The organism is Pedobacter cryoconitis, assembly GCF_014200595.1.
In the GTDB taxonomy this organism is placed as follows: domain Bacteria; phylum Bacteroidota; class Bacteroidia; order Sphingobacteriales; family Sphingobacteriaceae; genus Pedobacter; species Pedobacter cryoconitis_C.
This window is the reverse complement of record NZ_JACHCG010000002.1, coordinates 440,321-459,817: the sequence shown is the minus strand read 5'-3', so window position 1 is coordinate 459,817 and position 19,497 is coordinate 440,321. Positions and strand designations below refer to the sequence as shown.

The 19,497-nt window shown below is 37.8% G+C and carries 14 protein-coding genes; 11 read left to right on the top strand and 3 right to left on the bottom strand.

What is annotated here, in order from left to right:
* The first annotated feature begins 23 nt into the window (after positions 1–23).
* The 4 genes from HDE70_RS15960 to HDE70_RS15945 all read left to right on the top strand — a co-directional run bounded on the left by HDE70_RS15960 (position 24) and on the right by HDE70_RS15945 (position 6,275).
* Positions 24–1,409: a TolC family protein gene (locus tag HDE70_RS15960; protein ID WP_183891209.1), complete on the top strand. Its 1,386-nt coding sequence runs from the start codon at positions 24–26 to the stop codon at positions 1,407–1,409.
* Between the two features lie 6 nt (positions 1,410–1,415).
* Positions 1,416–4,640, top strand: coding sequence for an efflux RND transporter permease subunit (locus HDE70_RS15955; RefSeq protein WP_183891208.1), 3,225 nt, complete (start codon positions 1,416–1,418; stop codon positions 4,638–4,640).
* Between the two features lie 13 nt (positions 4,641–4,653).
* Complete coding sequence (locus HDE70_RS15950; protein ID WP_183891207.1) at positions 4,654–5,733, top strand: efflux RND transporter periplasmic adaptor subunit; 1,080 nt, start codon at positions 4,654–4,656, stop codon at positions 5,731–5,733.
* Between the two features lie 149 nt (positions 5,734–5,882).
* On the top strand, positions 5,883–6,275 hold the full coding sequence (locus HDE70_RS15945; protein WP_183868116.1) for a hypothetical protein: 393 nt from the start codon (positions 5,883–5,885) through the stop codon (positions 6,273–6,275).
* Between the two features lie 205 nt (positions 6,276–6,480).
* Here HDE70_RS15945 and HDE70_RS15940 read toward each other — a convergent pair whose 3' ends face one another.
* The gene (locus HDE70_RS15940; RefSeq protein ID WP_183891206.1) at positions 6,481–7,095 is read right to left on the bottom strand and encodes an RNA polymerase sigma factor; all 615 of its coding nucleotides are present in this window, start codon (positions 7,093–7,095) and stop codon (positions 6,481–6,483) included.
* Positions 7,096–7,518: 423 nt separating this feature from the next.
* On the opposite strand from HDE70_RS15940, the gene HDE70_RS15935 reads away from it, so the two are divergent.
* The 7 genes from HDE70_RS15935 to HDE70_RS15905 all read left to right on the top strand — a co-directional run bounded on the left by HDE70_RS15935 (position 7,519) and on the right by HDE70_RS15905 (position 17,895).
* Positions 7,519–10,302, top strand: a complete 2,784-nt coding sequence (locus tag HDE70_RS15935; RefSeq protein ID WP_183891205.1) for a TonB-dependent receptor — start codon at positions 7,519–7,521, stop codon at positions 10,300–10,302.
* A gap of 3 nt (positions 10,303–10,305) precedes the next feature.
* The gene (locus HDE70_RS15930; RefSeq protein WP_183891204.1) at positions 10,306–11,085 is read left to right on the top strand and encodes a GLPGLI family protein; all 780 of its coding nucleotides are present in this window, start codon (positions 10,306–10,308) and stop codon (positions 11,083–11,085) included.
* A 72-nt stretch (positions 11,086–11,157) separates the two neighbouring features.
* Positions 11,158–12,336: an acetyl-CoA C-acyltransferase gene (locus HDE70_RS15925; protein ID WP_183891203.1), complete on the top strand. Its 1,179-nt coding sequence runs from the start codon at positions 11,158–11,160 to the stop codon at positions 12,334–12,336.
* Positions 12,336–13,247: a hypothetical protein gene (locus HDE70_RS15920; protein ID WP_183891202.1), complete on the top strand. Its 912-nt coding sequence runs from the start codon at positions 12,336–12,338 to the stop codon at positions 13,245–13,247. The genes HDE70_RS15925 and HDE70_RS15920 overlap by 1 nt, the downstream gene beginning before the upstream one ends.
* 110 nt (positions 13,248–13,357) lie before the next feature.
* The gene (locus HDE70_RS15915; protein WP_183891201.1) at positions 13,358–15,019 is read left to right on the top strand and encodes a peptide MFS transporter; all 1,662 of its coding nucleotides are present in this window, start codon (positions 13,358–13,360) and stop codon (positions 15,017–15,019) included.
* 72 nt (positions 15,020–15,091) lie between these two features.
* Positions 15,092–17,008 carry a peptide MFS transporter gene (locus HDE70_RS15910; RefSeq protein ID WP_221270691.1) on the top strand — a complete coding sequence of 639 codons (1,917 nt, stop codon included), beginning with the start codon at positions 15,092–15,094 and terminating at the stop codon, positions 17,006–17,008.
* 161 nt (positions 17,009–17,169) lie between these two features.
* Positions 17,170–17,895 carry a polyprenol monophosphomannose synthase gene (locus HDE70_RS15905; protein ID WP_183868109.1) on the top strand — a complete coding sequence of 242 codons (726 nt, stop codon included), beginning with the start codon at positions 17,170–17,172 and terminating at the stop codon, positions 17,893–17,895.
* Positions 17,896–18,136: 241 nt separating this feature from the next.
* Here the strand turns inward: HDE70_RS15905 and HDE70_RS15900 are convergent, their stop codons facing one another.
* The gene (locus tag HDE70_RS15900; RefSeq protein WP_183891200.1) at positions 18,137–18,646 is read right to left on the bottom strand and encodes a YdeI/OmpD-associated family protein; all 510 of its coding nucleotides are present in this window, start codon (positions 18,644–18,646) and stop codon (positions 18,137–18,139) included.
* Between the two features lie 22 nt (positions 18,647–18,668).
* Positions 18,669–19,448, bottom strand: coding sequence for a TIGR02757 family protein (locus tag HDE70_RS15895; protein WP_183891199.1), 780 nt, complete (start codon positions 19,446–19,448; stop codon positions 18,669–18,671).
* Positions 19,449–19,497: the final 49 nt, after the last annotated feature.

Sequence of the window (19,497 nt, the reverse complement as noted above, 5' to 3'; positions counted from 1 at the left end):
TATATTTTCTCAAATCTAATTTTATGCACTTTTTAAAAAAAATTGCAGGTCTGATTATTTTGCTTATTCCTTTTTCAAGGTTATCGGCTCAGCAACATTATCCTGCACTAAAATTAAAGGAACTTCTTTCCCGTGTTGCTGCTTATGCCCCTTCCTTACGTGCTGACTCTTCAGCAATCAGTATCCGCCAGTCTATAGCTGAGGATACCAGGTATAATTGGCTGCCAGCAGTAAAATTAAACTATCAATCTGATATAGGAACTAATAACAATGTCCCGGGAGCCTATTTCGGTTTTGGGGAAGTGCCTTCGAATTCTGGCGGAGTCAGACCATCAAATGTATCTGCTGCCGCATTATCCAACCTTGGTATTGCGTCTTTGGACTGGGAAATCTACAATTTCGGAGGATACAAGGCACAGAACAATGTTGCAGGCTCGGATGTCAAAGTAGTTCAGGATCAATATCAATTATCAAAATACCAACTGCAAGCCTCTGTAATTGAAGACTATCTGCAATTGTTTCATTTCGAGAATCTCCTTTATATTCAGCAAGAAAATATTAAAAGAAATCAGCAGATCCGTTCCTCTATACTGTCGCTAGCTACCAATGGTATCCGTGCGGGCGTAGATACAAGTATTGCAGCAGCAGAGTTGTCCAAATCAAGATTAACATTAATCGAGTTAACTAATAAATTCAAACAGCTGCAACTACAACTTTCTGCATTAAGCGGAATACCTTATCAAAGTATAGTGGCAGACACAACCCTGGTTCAACCTTTACGTCTGATAAATATGACTAAAGGACTTGATACTTCTTTTTCTCACCCGCTCATTACTTATTATCAATCTCTCTATCAGAATAGTAAAGCGAAAGAAAACCTGGTCAGGAAAACATATTTACCAAAATTAATGCTGGAAGGTGCAGTATGGGGCAGAGGATCTTCCATTACCCCAGGGAACCAGTTTGATGCTTTAAATCAGGGTTGGGGGTTTAGCCGGAGCAATTATTTAGTTGGTTTAGGCATAAGTTATAATCTTACGGACCTCAAAAGGAAACAGCTCAAATTAAATACACAAAAGAATACTAGTATTTACGAGGAAAAGAGACTTGAAACACAAAAGATAAACCTGAAAACCAGTTTACGTCAGGCAGATGTGGAGTTGCAAACTTCCTTAGACCGGTTAAAAGAAATCCCTCATCAGCTTTCTGCTGCAAATGCGGCCTACCGGCAAAAGTATTCTTTATATAAAAATGGACTGATTGACCTGATCGAGCTCAATATTGCACAAGATCTGTTGTACCGGGCAGAAGCAGATTATGCAATAGCTAAATACTCTTTTCTACACGCCATGTTTGAAAAAGCAATCACCCAAAATCAAGTCTTATCGCTACTAACTGCTTTAAAATAATTAATTATGTCATTGGTCACCTCTGCATTAAAAAGGCCGTTAACTACAGTAGTTATCACGATAAGCCTTTTGATATTTTCTGTGCTAAGTATCACAAAAATACCTATTGATATTTTCCCTCAACTCAATCAACCTACCATATATGTTATAGAGTCTTATGGTGGAATGTCCCCCAAACAAATGGAGGGTTTCTTCTCTACGCGTTTACAGGATCAGTTTTTATACGTAAACGGGATTAAAAACATTACTTCAAAAAACATACAAGGTTTGACAATGCTCAAGCTAAGTTTTTATGAAAGTACAAACATGGCAGAAGCTTCTGCACAGGTTGCTTTACAGGTCAACAGGGCAATGAGTTTTTTTCCTCCTGGTGCTTTAACTCCGCAGGTTGTTCGTTTTGATGCTTCGTCGCTACCTGTCGGACAATTGGTTTTATCGGGCAAAACGGAAAGCTTAAAGGAGATCTATGATATGGCTGCAACAAGGATCCGCCCCATGTTTTCATCAGTTGCCGGTCTGTCTGCCCCTCCCCCATTTGGCGCGAATGCACGTTCAGTTACGGTAAGTGTAGATCCTGATAAGCTAAGAAGCTACAGTTTAACGCCTGATGAAGTAGTTGGAGCATTGGCGAAATTTAATGTAATGTCACCATCGGGAAACATCCGTCTTGATAATACAATGTATATCACCACTTTAAACTCTCTGGTTGATAAGGTAAAAGAATTTGAAGACATTCCTGTAGCCGTAAAAAATGGCACCCCAATTTTGATTAAAGATATCGCCCGTGTGGCAGATGCAGCAGATGTTACAGTTGATTATGCTTTGATAAATGGTAAAAGATCAGTTTATATTCCTGTAGTAAAAACAGCAGATGCTTCTACCTGGGAAGTAGTTAAAGCAGTAAAAAGTAAAATTCCTGAAATGCAGAGCCTCCTGCCTGATGATGTCAAAATTTCTTATGAGTTTGATCAATCGGTCTTTGTAATTAATGCGGTTAAAAGTTTGATGACTGAGGGTGGATTAGGCGCGCTGCTGACTGGATTGATGATTTTATTATTTTTAAAAGATTGGAGAAGCAGCCTTATTGTAGTCGTTACTATTCCTGTCTCTATTCTCATAGGTGTTTTATTGCTTAGTTTCTTTGGGCAAACCATCAATATTATGACCCTCAGCGGGCTGGCATTAGCAATCGGTATTCTAGTGGATCAGGCAACTGTTACGATAGAGAATGTCCATCAGCATCTGGAAATGGGAAAACCTAAAAGAGAAGCTATTTATGATGCCTGTGAAGAAATCGCATTTCCCCTTTTATTGATTTTGCTATGTATCCTGGCCGTATTTGCGCCTTCATTTATGATGAATGGGATTCCAAAAGCCATGTTTTTACCGCTGTCCCTTTCTATCGGTTTTACTATGATTGTATCTTTCGTAATCGCGCAAACTCTGGTTCCGATTTTATGTAACTGGTTGATTAAAGCAGAACAGTATCAGCATTATAACCACGAAAAAATTCATGCGCATGCTGGAGAGGCTTTAGATGCAGAAGAAAAAGAACAGATTGAAAATCATCTTCAGGAAGAAACAAATCATCCCGAAAAGAATGATTTGTTTGAAAAAATAAAGATCAGGTACATTAAGATTTGTGAACGCTTGATGAAGCTCCGCAAAAAAACAATCCCTGTTTATCTCTTTTTGGTTTTGGTCTCCGCCGGACTTTGCTTTGTCCTGATCGGGAAAGATATGATGCCAAAAGTAAATAATGGTCAATTTCAGATCAGAATAAAAGCTCCGGACGGAACAAGATTGGAGCGTACTGAGGAGGAATTAAAGAAGGTACTGAGTATTATTGATAAAACTGTAGATCACAAAGTCCTCATTAGTTCTGGCTATGTAGGTTTGATTCCAAGCAGTTACGGAACAAGTAACCTTTATATTTTCAACACAGGTACGCACGAAGCGGTTTTACAAGTAAACCTTGATCCTGAGTATAAGGTGAATATGGATGTCTTAAAAGATGCTTTACGTAAAAATATCAGCTATGCCCTGCCCGAACTCCGCATATCTTTTGAACCTGTGGACATGACTGAAAAGATTATGAGCCAGGGTGCTGCAACACCCATTGAAGTTCGTGTAGCTGGAAAAGATATAGATCAGATTAAAGCTTATGCTACAGGGCTGGTTAAAAGAATGAAGAAGATCAATTATCTGCGTGATGTACAGATTGCGCAACCACTTAATTTTCCGGTAATCGCCATTCAGTTAGACAGAATTAAAGCCGCTCAGCTTGGCTTAAACGTTGAAGAAATTGCCCGTTCAGTAACAGCAAGCACTTCTTCGAGCAGGTTTACGCAGAAAAATCAATGGCTGGATTCCAAAACTGCCTATACGAACCAGGTACAAGTTGAAGTTCCGGAGTTTGTGATGAACTCAATGGATGAATTAAAAGAGATTCCATTGGTTAAAGGACAGTCAACTCCGGTATTGGGTGATATCGCTACTTTTAAAATGGATTATGTTCCAGGAGAATATGACCGTTCAGGCCCCAGAAGGTTCTTAACGGTTAGTGCTAATATCGATAAAATGGATTTAGGATCAGCGACTACAGCTGTTTCTCAGGCTGTAAAACAAATGGGAAAACCTGCTAAAGGTTTATTGGTAGAGATTAAAGGAATGTCAACACTCCTGACAGAAACCCTTGCTGGTCTCCAAAACGGTTTATTGTATGCAATTCTGGTAATCTTTTTATTGCTCGCAGCAAACTATCAGTCTTTCAGACTTTCTTTAACGGTATTGTCCACGGTACCAGCTGTAATATTAGGCTCACTATTAGCCTTATTACTTACTGGCTGCACCTTGAATTTACAGTCCTATATGGGAATGATTATGTCAACGGGTGTATCTGTAGCGAATGCAATTCTGATTGTAACAAATGCTGAAAAACTAAGATTAGACTACCACGATTCAGCAAAGGCAGCTATTACAAGCGCTTCCATACGTTTAAGACCAATTTTAATGACAAGTTTAGCTATGATAGCAGGGATGATTCCAATGGCATCCGGAATGGGAGAAGCCGGTGAACAGACAGCTCCTTTAGGTATAGCAGTGATAGGAGGATTATTTGCCTCCACAATTGCTGCTCTTTTTATCCTTCCGCAAGTATTTGCGGCTATACAACGTCAAACAACTTATCAATCACCTTCTTTAATGCCCGAAAAAAATGAGACACTATAAAATATCTAAAATAATGAACGGCAGCAATTTGTTACCTGTCTTCCTGATCTTTTTAAGCGCTTGCTCCTCCAAAGAAAAACCCAATGACTTATCGGGGAATTCAAATTCAGTGACTAAGAAATATGAAATTGGCCTGGTCACACAAAAAGGACTCGCAAGTGATGTTAAATTACCTGCCGAACTTAAGCCCTTTGAAGAAGTTGCAATTTATCCTAAAGTAAATGGTTTTGTTAAAAACATCTACGTAGATCGTGGTTCTAAAGTCAAAAAAGGCGATTTACTGGTCACCCTTGAAGCTCCTGAAATTGAATCACAGTTACAGGCAGCACAATCTCAATATTTACAGGCTATGGAAGTCTCAAAGGCTAGTGAAGATAAGTATAAACGTTTAAAAGAGGCTTCAAAAGAAGCCGGATCAGTTTCCTTATTAGATCTTGACAATGCACTGGCTAAAATGAAAGGTGACCAGGCTACGGCCAACGGACAACGTTCAAATGTGAATTCTGTTAAAAATATGCAGGGCTATCTGACAATCCGGGCTCCATTTGATGGCGTGATCATACAGCGTAATGTATCTGCCGGAGCACTTTCTGGCAGCTCTAAAAACGGTCAGCAACCGTTATTATTAATCCAACATCTCCAAAAATTACGTTTAGAGGTGCAAATCCCAGAGGCCTATGTAGAAAAAGTGGATCTCAGGAAATCTGTAAGCATAAATTTCACAGCCATCCCTGGATTAAATATTCAAAAAATGATCAGCAGGTCTGCAAACTCTTTAGGAAATATGCGCTCTGAGGCAATTGAAATAGATGTTCAGAATGATGATTTGAAATTTAAACCAGGGATGTATGGGGAAGTCAGGATTCCACTGCTTTCTGCCGCGAAGTCTTTATTAGTACCCAACCATGCGATTGTCCGTTCAACTGAAAGGCAATTTGTTATTAAAGTAGTACAAGGAAGGGCTTCTCTAACAGATATTAAGGAAGGGCTGGCAGGTACAGATTCAACAGAAGTTTTCGGGAACTTAAAACCTGGCGATCAGATTCTATTACACGCTACAGATGAAATAAAGCAGGGTACTAAAATAAATTAGCGTGAAACAACAAAAGATTTATTCTTAAAAAGCAGCCGGTTTTTTATAAAAAGATACCGGCTGCTTTTTTTGTAGCATATTTGCAGCAAAATAATCCAATCGGCAATTAACAAAACGGGCTGGTCATCAATAACATTAATAAATTATAAATGGATAATAAAGAACAGATCAATATACAGATCACAGGGAAGTGGAAAGCTGTGTCGGATAAATATGTATTCAATGATAAAAAAGGAAACACAATACATCCTGACCAGACAAACACCGAACTTGATATTGTTATAGTGTTAGATGGTATAAATTTCAAGGCCAATGAAAATGAAATTTTTCCATCAAAAGCTACTTACGAGATCATCAAAGAGGGTAATGAGTCTTATATGGTTCAATCTTTTGGTAAGGAAACAGAAGTTTACAAATTGACTGTGACCGGAGATCTGATGATATGGACGACTGAACCTGAAGGAATGCAGTTTAATAAAGATGGTAAATGGCATTCTTCACCAAATACGATCTATACCATTGAGTTTACAAGAATAGTTTAAAAAAAATCAGTCGATGTTGCATCCACAGACATCGACTGGCTTATTAACTATTATTAACCTAAACTTGCCAGAGCAACGGGCGTTGATAGCAATACCTTTATTTTGGTGATCTTATATAGTAAAGACGCAAAACCATCTATTTTCATCTGCTCTGTTTTCATCTTTTTTTAAAATATTTTTCACCTTAAGTATTCCTCAATAATCATCAGCATTGAAATGCCTGAAAAGAAGAAAACTGCTTTGATTTCATCAACTGGTGTTTAATCGTTTTTGTCCCCTTGACAATATGATCACCTATCGTAGAAACACTTATCCCCAAAATTTTACTGACCTCTTCATATGATTTGCCTTCCAGTTTGCAGAGAATAAATATCTTTTTCCTCCGTGGAGAAAGACAATCCACTGCCTGAAGCAATAATTCCTCCTCTACTCCTGTTTTTATGGTTTCAATGGGCTGATGCGTAATTTCCGAAGCCAGAAGCTGAAGGTTTTCCAGCATTTTTTTGTCCCGCTTAATACTACGATAAAAATTCGTCACCGAATTTTGAGCCATACGGAAAAGATAAAATTGAAAGGGCTTATCAATATTAAGTGCTGCTTTCTTTTCCCAAACCTTAGTGAAAACATCCTGAAGGATTTCTTTAGCAAGCTCGTCATCCCTGGTCATTCTTCTCAGATTGCAATAAATACCACCGCTATGATCTCTATAGAGTTGCTCAAAAGCATTTTTATTTCCCGCTTTGACATGACTGAATAGTTCTTCTTCAGTCCAGGGCATTTTTTCTACAATTCTTTTTCCTCTATTGTCTAATATCTCCATCAAATACGCCTAACCAATTAATATTCAATATTAAATACTTTTTTGTAATTCAACAATACTGTTGAATGTAATTCTACACATATAGCTTAAGAAAAACGTTTTTTCACCAATAAAAAACTTTATATTTTTTTTCTGTAAAAACGTTAATCATATTCAATTGTGGGATAAGAAGAGAAATGTCTCACCAATCTGGTTACAGAAAACAGCTGCTTATCAGACTAGCTTTCCTACAACTTTAATTCATAATAACAATATTAATATCCAAATATTTAACATTTAATAATTCATATAATACTTAAATATTCCAATAGTTAACCAAAAAAATACAAATGATTAATTTTAAAAACTTTAACCTTATTTAACATTAGTTAATGCATTTTTAACACTAAAATTGACATATATTAGTCTTATACTTAATTGTTTATGAGATTACTTCTATTTATTGTTTTTTGTTTTTCTTCCCATTATACATTTGCACAAAGTTTATGGTCATTGAAAGGATCGGTAGCAGATCATGCCTCCGGCGCGAATTTGCAGCATACGACAATCAGCGTGTTGCGGGCGAAAGATTCTACACTCGTAAAATTCGCAAGAGCTAATGAGCAGGGTAATTTTAATATTTCTGATCTTCAAAAGGGAAGGCTGTTTTTGTTGGTTACCTATCCTGGTTATGCAGATTATGTAGAACATTTTAGTTTGGACAGCACGAGGAAAACTATAGATTTTGGCAGAATAAAATTAACATTAAAAGCAACTCTACTTGCAGATGTCATCATTAAAGGTAAAGCAGTAGCCATAAAGATAAAAGGTGATACTACAGAATTTAATGCATCGGCTTACCAGATCCAGCCAAATTCCAAGGTTGAAGACTTATTGAAACAGCTACCTGGAATACAGGTAGATAAGGATGGAAAGATAACTGCGCAGGGACAAAAGGTAAATAAAGTATTGGTTGACGGGGAAGAGTTTTTTGGAGATGATCCCACATTGGTCACTAAAAACATCAGGGGGGATATGGTAGATAAAGTTCAATTGTATGATAAAAAAAGTGATCAGGCAGCTTTTACCGGTATAGATGATGGTAAAAAGGAGAAAACTATCAATATCAAATTAAAAGATGATAAAAAGAACGGGTACTTCGGAAAACTGGATCTGGGCGGGGCAACTGATGATTTTTACCAGGCACAGGGAATGTTTAATGCCTTTAAAGGGAAAAAGAAATTTTCTGCTTACGGTACACTGGGAAATAATGGAAAACTAGGGTTAGGCTGGCAGGACAATAGCAAGTATGCCTCAGGAAATGACGTTCAGTTCCAGGATGGGGGCATGTATATTACATCAAACCAAAATGATGCACTTGATTCTTATGACGGAAAATATAATGGGGAAGGGATACCACTGGCCAGAACAGGTGGACTGCATTATGATTCGAAATGGAATAATGATAAGGAATCAATCAATACAAATTATAAAATCGGTTCATTAAGTGTGGATGGAACCAAAAATACTTTGAGCCAGAACAACCTGCCTACAGGAATTATTAATTCAAATTCGGATGAAAGTTTCAATAACTATCTCTTCAGGCAGAAACTTGATGCTACTTACCAGATAAAACTTGACTCTACTTCAACCCTAAAGATTTCGGCTGACGGTACGGCAAAAAACAGCAATACTCAGAATAATTATACTGGCAGTAGTTTTACCAATGATTTATTATTAAATAAAAGTTCAAGGCAGATATCAAATGATAGTCACGATAAGATATTTAATGCGAGTTTATTCTGGACAAAAAAACTTAAAAAAACAGGACGTACACTTTCCTTAAATATGAGCCAGTCTGTTGAGGAAAGTAAAAGCAATGGATTCTTAAAATCAAAAAATGATTTCTTTAATACTAAAGGTAGTCAGGATAGCAGCCAGGTTATTGATCAACTCAAAACGAATATTATCAAATCTTCTAAGTTTACAGGTAATCTCGCTTATACGGAACCATTATCTAAATCACTCTCACTTATTGTTAACTATGGATTCGGAATCAGTAACAGCAGTGCAAATAGAAAATCATTTAATCAATCGCCAGATGGAACCTATGCATTTTTAGATACCCTTTATAGTAATAATTATAAACTGGATCAAATTTCTAATCTTGCTGGTGCTATTTTAAACTTCAAAAAGGATAAAACTATTATCAATTTTGGGACGAAAGCTGCAAACGTCTCTTTTGATCAAAAGAATGTGATTAACAATACTTCCTATAAACGGAATTTCATTAACTGGAATCCTCAGGTGAGTTATCAATATAAATTCAGCCAGCAAAAATCTTTTCGTATAGCTTATACTGGTAATACTGCACAACCAAATATTGATCAGATACAGCCTGTATTAATTAATACAGACCCTTTGAATATCAGAATCGGAAATCCGGATTTAAAATCATCTTTTAATAACAGAATAGATATCAATTATAACTCTTATAAAGTATTGAGTGGTCAGAGCATTTACCTTGGCGGATCTTATAATTTCACTTCAAATGCAATTATAAATAATGTAGATACAGATCCTACAGGAAAGAGTACTTATAAATCAACGAATCTTACTGACCATCAAACCAGCAATTATTATTTATATGCCGGTGCTTCTCAAAAATTAAAATTCCAAGACTTATATGCAGGAATGAATTTAAATTCCAACGGGAATACCTATTACAGTTATGTAAACGGTTCACTCAATAAAACTCAATCGAATACCTACTCCGGAGAATTATCAATATCAAAATATCAGGAGAAAAAGTTTGAAGGTCGTTTATCCTTCGGTCCCACTTACACGACCAGTCAGTCTTCACTGCAAAAGTCAACCAACGACAATGGATGGGGCTTAAACGGACAAAGCTATTTCACCATTTATTTACCTGGTAAATTTGAAATCGGCTCTGACGCAAGTTATGAATACAGGGGTAAAACACAATCTTTTAAGACAGATTTCAATCTTTTCCTTTTAAATGCAAGGATAAGCAGAAAATTCCTGAAATCTGAAAGTCTGAAATTTTCACTCTCTGCTAATGATCTGCTGAACCAGAATGTTGGTTTTAATAGAAATGCCAATGGAAATATGATCACACAAACAAGTTATACCACTATCAAAAGATATTTCATGGCTTCAATTGTTTGGGACTTTAATAAAATGGGCGGAGGAGCCGCAAAAAAATAACTTATGAAAAAAAACACAATTATTATCCTGACCTGCCTTTTAATCAGCCTGAGCAGCGCTTTATTTGCTCAAAATGCCAGATTCACGACTGAAGGAGTTATAGAATTTGAAAGAAGTAATAATATGTATGCAATGATCCAGAAAAGGATCGATAAGAATAATGAAGGTTATATGAACCAGTTTTTTGAGCAGTTCAAAAAAACTTCCCCACAATTTAAGCTGACAAAAAGTACCTTATCTTTTTCGAATCAGACTACCTTATTTAAACCGGTAACAGATAATGCTCCTGCGGTCCCATTCTTTGGTGAAGATCCTTCGGTCAGTCAGATCAATACTACTTATACTGATCTCCATACACACCAGCAGATTACACAAAAAAAGGTCTTTGAAGAAACCTTCCTGGTCAAAGATAGTACCCGGACGATTAACTGGAAAATAACAAATGAAACAAGGGAAATTGCCGGTTTTAATTGCCGCAGAGCAAATGCGCTGATCATGGATTCTATTTATGTAGTTGCATTTTATACAGATCAGATTCCAGTTTCAGGAGGTCCTGAATCGTTTACGGGTTTACCGGGAATGATCTTAGGACTGGCACTACCTCATGAAAATGTTACATGGTTCGCTAAAAATGTAACAGACAGACCGGTAGACAATAATAACCTGATCCCTCCTGCCAAAGGAAAAGCAACCGATAACAAGGGCCTCAAGCTTACACTGACCAATGCTTTGAAGAACTGGGGTGAATATGCCCGGTCTATGTATAAGTCATTTTTATTGTAGGTTTTAAAAAAGACCTTCCTGAGCAAATTTAAAATTATTAGATTTGCCAACAACCAAATTTAATAGAGACAAATGAGAGAAGTAGTTATCGTATCAGCATTGAGGACACCAATAGGAAGTTTCGGCGGTTCGCTGTCAGGTTTTACAGCTACCCAGTTGGGAGGTTTTGCCATTAAAGCTGCTGTTGAAAAAGCAGGAATCAAACCTGAAGATGTGCAGGAAGTATATATGGGTAATGTTTTATCTGCAAACGTGGGTCAGGCACCAGCTACTCAGGCGGCTAAATTTGCCGGCTTACCTGATGTTCCTGCGACCACAATCAATAAAGTATGTGCTTCTGGTACTAAAGCAATCATGCTTGCAGCACAAAGTATTGCTTCAGGACAAAATGATATTGTGGTTGCCGGTGGAATGGAAAGCATGAGTAATGTTCCTTATTATCTTGATAAAGCCAGAACAGGTTACAGATTAGGGCATGGACAATTAACTGATGGTTTGGTTAAGGATGGCTTATGGGATGTTTATAACGATTACCATATGGGCTCTGCTGCCGAATTATGTGCATCAACTTATAATATTAGCCGAGAGGCACAAGATAATTACGCTGTAAGTTCTTATACAAGAGCACAGGCTTCTATCAATGATGGTAAATTCAATGCGGAAATTATTCCTGTTGAAGTTGTTGACCGTAAAGGAAATGCAACAATCATCGATAAAGATGAAGATGCTTACTCTGTTAATTTTGAGAAGCTGCCAGGTTTGAAACCGGTATTCAAAAAAGACGGAACAATTACTGCGGCAAATGCATCTGCATTAAATGATGGCGCAGCAGCATTAGTTTTAATGAGTGCAGATAAAGCAAAAGAACTTGGTTTAAAGCCACTGGCGCGTATTTTAAGTTATGCCGATGCACAGCAAGCACCAGAATGGTTCACGACTGCACCTTCAAAAGCTATTCCATTAGCGCTGCAAAGAGCTGGAAAAAGTATTGCCGATGTAGATTTCTTTGAGATCAACGAAGCTTTCTCTGTAGTTTCTTTAGCTAATAACCAGGAACTGGGTTTAGCTGAATCTCAGGTAAATGTAAACGGTGGTGCTGTAGCAATGGGACATCCGCTAGGTGCTTCCGGTGCGCGTATTGTAGTTACGCTGATCTCTGTACTGAATCAGAACAATGGTAAAATTGGCGTTGCCGGAATTTGTAATGGTGGTGGTGGTGCGAGTGCATTGGTTATTGAAAATTTAAATTAATGTTTAAGGTTTTTAAACCCTTCTTTATTATATTCCTGATGAGCTGTGCGGTGACAAATGTCTCTGCACAGCTCAGTTCGGGTACAGCTGAGTTGAATAAGTACCAGGATTCTCTTTTAAAAATCACTAGAAACTTATTTACAGCACCCAATAATACCGACCGTTTTGAACAAAATTCTAAATTCATCAAAACCTTGGTAGCAGCTTTGAAGACACCTTCATCTTTTGATTTTGCTTTCGATTCCCTGCAAACAATCTCTGTTGTAAAATCACCTGATCATACTTTCCGGATTTTCTCCTGGTATGTTCCCACTGTGGAAGGTACGTACCGCTTTTTTGGCACTGTTCAAATGGCCACCAAAGACGGGAAACTAAAGCTTTACCCGCTGATTGACGATACAGAACATATTACTGATACGAACCAGATTACAACTAACAAACAATGGTATGGAGCAAGGTATTATGAAATTGTCCCATTAATTGTAAGCGGACAAAATACGTCCTACGTGCTGCTTGGCTGGAAAGGAAATACCAGCAAAACTTCTAAAAAGGTCATTGAGGTGCTTTCATTTGTAAATGATGAACTTAAATTTGGAAAGGCAATTTTCCAGGGGCCTAAAAATACCGCAGTAAAAAACAGAATTGTATTTGAATACAACAAATTGAATTCCATGACCTTAAGGCTGGATAAGAATGAACAAATGATTGTATTTGATCATCTTGCTCCTTTTGATCCTAATATGGAAGGGAATTTTGAATACTATGCTTCTGATTCCAGCTTTGATGGTTATCGCCTGGTAGGCAACCAGCTGAAACTTGTAGAAAATATTGAATTAAAAAATGATCCGGATGCAAAGGATGATTTCTATATAGACCCTAAACCTAAAGAAGTACCAACTGTAAAGAACTAGTTATTAAGCAAAATACGGCCTCTATAGGGCCTAAATTTGCGATTACGGGGTCATGTCCTTATATTGCGCGATGCGTCACTTCGCTAACACACAACTAATTTTTGAAATTGATGAATGAAACCATTAAAGTAAAGCATCCGAAAGGACTGACTTTCCTTTTTCTGTCTGAGATGTGGGAACGTTTTGGATATTACCTGATGATAGGGATCTTCACCCTATATTTAAAAGATGTTAAAGCCGGTTTTTCAATGACCGAAGCTGAATCTGCCGATCTATATGGTACTTTTATTGCACTTGTTTTTCTTACCCCGTTTTTAGGTGGATTAATTGCTGACCGTTATTTGGGTTATGCAAAATCAATCATCCTGGGCGGACTATTAATGGGTGTCGGTTATTGCATGATGGCCGTTCATAGTTTACCAATTCTATATCTTTCCATGACACTGGTCATTATTGGAAATGGATTTTTTAAACCAAATATCTCTACCTTATTGGGTAATATTTATTCTACGCCTGAGTATTCAGATAAAAAAGATGAGGGTTATAATATCTTTTACATGGGTATTAATATCGGTGCTTTTATCTGCAATTTCTTTGGTGCAGCATTGTATATCATGCTGGGCTGGGGTTATGCATTTATTGCAGCAGGTGTTGGAATGTTCATTGGTGTAGCTATTTTCATGTACGGAATGAAGCATTACAGAGCTTTTGACATCAAAAAGGGTGTAAAAGAAGGCGATATGTCTTTCCTGAAAATTGTACTGGTAATTTTAGTTCCTTCTGTTATTGCAGGAGTAATTGGCTGGGTATTACCGACTAAATTAATGGGCCACGCACTGGTTGGTTCTGCTTCCACTGATGCATTTATCTTTGCTTGTGTTCCTGTAATTTATTTTTACGGTTCTTTACTCGCTAAGGCAGATAAAGACGAAAAAAGACCGATTGCTGCATTACTGACGATATTTGCCGTTGTCATCCTTTTTTGGGCGGTATTTAAACAGAATGGCACTGCGTTAACCACCTGGGCTGATCGCTATACTGACAGACATTTACAAAATCCTGTTGCTGAAAAGACCTTCTCTAAACTTAATTTCTCACAAAACTTCACTTATTCGAAAGACTCTATACCTTTATACGACAACGCATTCCGCATTCAAAAGAAAGACGGAATTGTGTTAAAAGAATACAATTACCCAACTTATTTTAAAAATATCCCAGCAAACAAACTTCCGGCAGAAGGTGGTAAAGTTGAGCTTTGGGCAACGAATCTAAGTCAATCTATAAATCCTGCCTGGGTGATTTTACTGACTCCATTAGTAGTCGCGTTCTTTACCTGGCTCCGCAATAGAAACAGGGAACCGAGTACGGCCACAAAAATTGCATTCGGTTTATTTATTTCAGCGCTTTCGGTACTGGTGATGATAGGTGCTGTTTATTCTGGTAGTAATGGTGCCGAAAAAGTTTCAGTTTTATGGCTGGTAGCTGGTTATGGTGTAATCACTATTGGTGAACTTTTTTTAAGCCCGATGGGATTATCACTGGTTTCAAAGTTAAGTCCGGTAAGAATTACTTCCCTGATGATGGGCGGATGGTTTCTGGCAACTTCTATTGGGAATAAATTATCAGGTGTACTGGCTACGCTATGGGATACTTATGAAAATAAAGCTAACTTCTTTTGGGTAAACTTTAGCCTTCTTCTGTTCTCTGCTGTTATTGCTTTCTTTCTGTTGAAATGGCTGAATGGTATTATGGAGGAAAAAGGAATAAAATAGTTACGGGGAAAAACCGATAATTAGAATTAATTTGCGAACTTTTAAATTTAACTAAACTATAAAACAATATTTATGGATCAATCTGAAATCCTTAAGCCGGAGCAATTAGACGCTGCTCAGAAAGGCCATCCAAAGGGATTATATGTACTGTTCGCTACCGAGATGTGGGAACGTTTCAATTACTACGGTATGCGGGCTATTTTGGTGCTTTTTATGACCAAAGCCTTATTATTTGACAAAGCATTTGCGTCAAATTTATATGGAAGCTATACAGGTCTTGTATACCTGACTCCACTAATCGGTGGTTTTATCGCCGACAGATATTGGGGAAACAGACGATCTATTGTAACCGGAGGTATACTGATGGCATTGGGAGAGCTGATTATGTTCGGCTGTGCTTCCCTTTACCACACGATGCCTGATATTTCAACTTTCTTGTTCTTTACAGGTTTAGGTTTCATGATTTCGGGTAATGGGTTCTTCAAACCAAACATCTCTTCGATGGTTGGCCAGCTTTATCCTAAGAGTGACCGCCGTATTGATGCTGCTTACACGATTTTCTATATGGGAATTAATGTTGGCGGTGCACTGGGCCCTTTTATCTGCGGATATTTTGGTGATACTGGTAATCCTGCGGATTTTAAATGGGCTTTCCTTGCTGCGGCAATCGCGATGGGTATTGGGGTTATAGTTTTCATCAACTTCAGAGATAAATATGTTCGTGATCCAAATGGAGATCTTTTAGGTTTAAAGCCTGCTAATCCTGGTGACAAAAAAGTTTCACCGGTCCTGGTTTATCTTGGTTTATTTGCTTTTTCTGCGTTATGCGTAGGCATGTTATATATTGATGCTAAAATCGTGAGTTATTTAAGCTACCTGCTGATCATTGCAGTAGTTGGTATTGCCATCATGATTTTCACAGATAAAACACTTTCGAAGATTGAGAAGAAAAAGATATCAGTAATTTTTATAGTTGCTTTCTTTGTATTGTTTTTCTGGAGTGCTTTTGAACAGGCTGGAGCTTCGTTAACGTTTTTCGCTGAGGAACAGACACAAAGAAATCTTGGTTTCTTCACGGTTCCTTCTAGTTGGTTCCAATCTTTAAATTCCATTTTCGTAGTTGTATTTGCGCCGGTATTTGCCTGGTTATGGATTAAGCTGGGTAGAAGAGAACCTTCTGCTCCTACTAAAATGGCGTTAGGTTTAATGTTACTTGCCTTGGGATACCTGGTTATTGCAACGGGTGTTAAGGATGTTGGTGCAGGGATAAAGGTGAGTATGATTTACCTGATTGGTATGTATGCTTTCCATACCTGGGGTGAGTTATGTCTTTCTCCTATCGGGTTGTCATTGGTGAATAAGCTTTCTCCGCTAAAACTTTCCTCTCTTTTAATGGCGGTATGGTTCCTTGCGAATGCAGGTGCAAACGTATTGGCGGGAAAATTAAGTTCCAAATATCCTGAAGAGGAGGCTAAAGTAGCGGAGTATAAGGTTAGTCCTTTGGTATTAACCAATAGTGCGATCGACTGGCAACAGGTTACGAATAACAAAAAGAATATTCAGCAGTGGGATTTGAGTACTGTTAAAAAGAATTCTCATTCACTTAGTCCTGATTCTTTAGTAGCGCTTTCTATTACTACGGTTCAACAGGCTGTTACTATTGACACGAATAAAATCAACAGAATTTCTCCTAGAAAATTAGATGAAACAGAAATTGCGAAATTAGCTGTTGCTGGTGAAAAGGAGGGTAAATTCTTATTGGGTACGAATGCAGCCCAAACCGAAGTTTATATTATTAAGGGTAGTGACAAGACTGCTTCTATTGTAGAGGTTTACAATCTTAATCCTGAGAAACCTACTTTCATGGGTTATACAATCAAAAATCTATATGATTTCTTTATGTTATTTGTAGTGATGGCGGGTATTGCTTCGGTGATCTTGTTTTTCATCACCAAGTGGTTACAGAAAACAATGAATGCGACTTCTTAGTTAGGAAATATTAATAAAAGGGGGCTGTAGTTTTTTAAATTACAGCCCTTTATTTTTTAACGGATTTTTTGTTAAGGGATGTTAAATCACTTGATAATTAGGTTAATTTCAATTTTAATCAATATTTTCGCAAATAATTTATTACCATTTATTCTACACACGTGTCAGACAGCTTAGTCATTATCCCTACCTATAACGAAAAAGAAAATATTGAGAAGATTATCCGTAAGGTTTTTAACCTGAGTTTTTCTTTTGAGGTTTTAATTATTGATGATGGATCGCCTGATGGAACGGCTGATATTGTAAAGAGGTTACAGTTGGAGTTTCCTGGTTTACATATGGAGCAAAGAACTGGAAAACTGGGTTTGGGAACTGCTTATATCCATGGTTTTAAGTGGGCTTTACAGCACTCTTACAACTATATTTTTGAGATGGATGCCGATTTTTCTCATAATCCTGATGATTTATTTGCGTTACGGGAGGCTTGTGTGGCTGGTGCCGATGTGGCTATTGGTTCTCGTTATGTAAGGGGGGTTAATGTGGTAAACTGGCCAATGAGCAGGGTATTGATGTCTTATTTTGCTTCGATGTATGTGAGGTTGATTACCAGGATCAATATTCAGGATGCTACTGCTGGTTTTAAGTGTTACAGGAGGGTTGTTTTGGAAACAATCCCTTTTGACAAGATCAGGTTTGTGGGGTATGCGTTTCAGATTGAAATGAAGTTTACAGCGATAAAGTATGGTTTTAAGGTAGTTGAGGTACCAATCATATTTACGGATAGAACGGAAGGGACTTCAAAAATGAGTACAAGGATTTTCAGAGAGGCTTTTGTCGGGGTTATTCAAATGAAGATTACGAGTTGGTTCAGGAGTTATAAGAGATAATTCCAATAAATAGATCAAAAAGAGGGTTATGTACCCTTCTGACGGAATTCCCTGAAGTGGGAATCATTGTCAGAAGGGTACATAACCCTCTTTTTGATTTCTAAAGGTTTTTCCTCCCGGAGAAATTGATTACATTTCTTTTAGTCCAGAATATTTAATGGATAGCTATTTGGTTTACTTGTTTATTGGATAGCTAACTGGATTACTCGTTGGATGGCTACAAAATTTGCTGGCTGGATGATTATTTGTCATTCTTATAGCTTCGCATCATTTCAGAGAAATTTTGTTTCTTATCCATAGCAATGACAATTTGTGTGAGCCGTTTAATACGGGTAGTTTCTGTTTTAGCAGTGTTCAGCCAGTTGATATAATAGTTCTGGTGGGATTTAGGAAGGCTAAGGAAGTTCTCTAAAAAATGTCTTTCTTCCAGCAGACAGAGCTCCAGGTCTTCTGGCATTTCTATTTTGAAGGTTTTATCTTCTTCAAGTTGCAGACAGAGTTTTGCACCTTCTTCTTTTTTTAATTGTTTACGTATAGTGGAATTCAGGGCAAGGATAAAGTCTCCCTCCCCCATTGGGATAAAGGACATACCGGTTACGGGCAGTTCGTCGAGAAAGCCTTTGACACGAAAGCTTTTACGGCAGTCGGGTTTGATTTGATTGGCTATAGCTTTGGGAATGGTCACGAATGTCCACCCGGTTTTCTCACCCATTTTGGAGAAGCGTTCAATTTCTGCTTCAAAAGTTATCATTACTAAAGATAGTACTTTGGGTTTAAAATTTCTCTTCTACGCCAAGACCAAATAGGGCGAAATCGTATTTTACCGGGTCTGAAGGATCGAATTTACGAAGTTCAGTAGTTAATTCAACCGCGGTTCTCCAATCGGTTTGTTTACGGGTAATCAAGTCAAGGCGGCGCGCAACACGGTCTACGTGTACGTCACATGGACAAATGAGGTCTGCCGGGGAAATGGTTGTCCATACGCCAAAGTCTACTCCTGTCTGGTCTTTTCGTACCATCCAGCGCAAAAACATGTTTAGTCTTTTACAGGTGGATTTTTGAGCGGGTGAAGAGATGTGTTTAACGGTTCTGTGGGGAGAGTCCGGAAGACTAAAAAAGTAGGTACGAAAATGGTTCAGGGCATGTTCAGCAGTGAAACTTTCCAGCTGGCCAAAGTTTGCCGGCAGGAAGGCTGTTTCCAGCGTGTCTGAAAGCGTGTAATGCTGTTTAAAGAAGGAGATGAAGTAAAGAAGATCGGTATCGTTAAAAGTCCTGTGTTTGAAGTTTAACAGACGACGCAGGTCTTCATCACCGTGATGCAGCATGAAGTTGTATGGGTCATTGTCCATCCGGTCAAAGAGATCAGTGCATTTATTGATAATGGTTTTCCGCTGTCCCCAGGCCAGAATTGATGCAAAGAATGCAGCAATTTCAATGTCTTGTTTTTTAGAAAAGCGATGTGGAATACAGATTGGGTCATTTGTGATGAAGTCAGGCCTGTTATATTGCGCTACTTTAATGTCAAGAAAGTCCTTTAGTTCTAAAAATTCCAATGGTTTTTATTTATAAAAGCCAGTTTAAAAAATTTAAACTGGCTTTATA

What these genes read in the sequence shown, in the direction of transcription:
- HDE70_RS15960 (WP_183891209.1), top strand. Translation starts at nt 24, where the DNA reads ATGCACTTTTTAAAAAAAATTGCAGGTCTGATTATTTTGCTTATTCCT.
- HDE70_RS15955 (WP_183891208.1), top strand. Translation starts at nt 1,416, where the DNA reads ATGTCATTGGTCACCTCTGCATTAAAAAGGCCGTTAACTACAGTAGTT.
- HDE70_RS15950 (WP_183891207.1), top strand. Translation starts at nt 4,654, where the DNA reads ATGAACGGCAGCAATTTGTTACCTGTCTTCCTGATCTTTTTAAGCGCT.
- HDE70_RS15945 (WP_183868116.1), top strand. Translation starts at nt 5,883, where the DNA reads ATGGATAATAAAGAACAGATCAATATACAGATCACAGGGAAGTGGAAA.
- HDE70_RS15940 (WP_183891206.1), bottom strand. Translation starts at nt 7,095, where the DNA reads ATGGAGATATTAGACAATAGAGGAAAAAGAATTGTAGAAAAAATGCCC.
- HDE70_RS15935 (WP_183891205.1), top strand. Translation starts at nt 7,519, where the DNA reads ATGAGATTACTTCTATTTATTGTTTTTTGTTTTTCTTCCCATTATACA.
- HDE70_RS15930 (WP_183891204.1), top strand. Translation starts at nt 10,306, where the DNA reads ATGAAAAAAAACACAATTATTATCCTGACCTGCCTTTTAATCAGCCTG.
- HDE70_RS15925 (WP_183891203.1), top strand. Translation starts at nt 11,158, where the DNA reads ATGAGAGAAGTAGTTATCGTATCAGCATTGAGGACACCAATAGGAAGT.
- HDE70_RS15920 (WP_183891202.1), top strand. Translation starts at nt 12,336, where the DNA reads ATGTTTAAGGTTTTTAAACCCTTCTTTATTATATTCCTGATGAGCTGT.
- HDE70_RS15915 (WP_183891201.1), top strand. Translation starts at nt 13,358, where the DNA reads ATGAATGAAACCATTAAAGTAAAGCATCCGAAAGGACTGACTTTCCTT.
- HDE70_RS15910 (WP_221270691.1), top strand. Translation starts at nt 15,092, where the DNA reads ATGGATCAATCTGAAATCCTTAAGCCGGAGCAATTAGACGCTGCTCAG.
- HDE70_RS15900 (WP_183891200.1), bottom strand. Translation starts at nt 18,646, where the DNA reads ATGATAACTTTTGAAGCAGAAATTGAACGCTTCTCCAAAATGGGTGAG.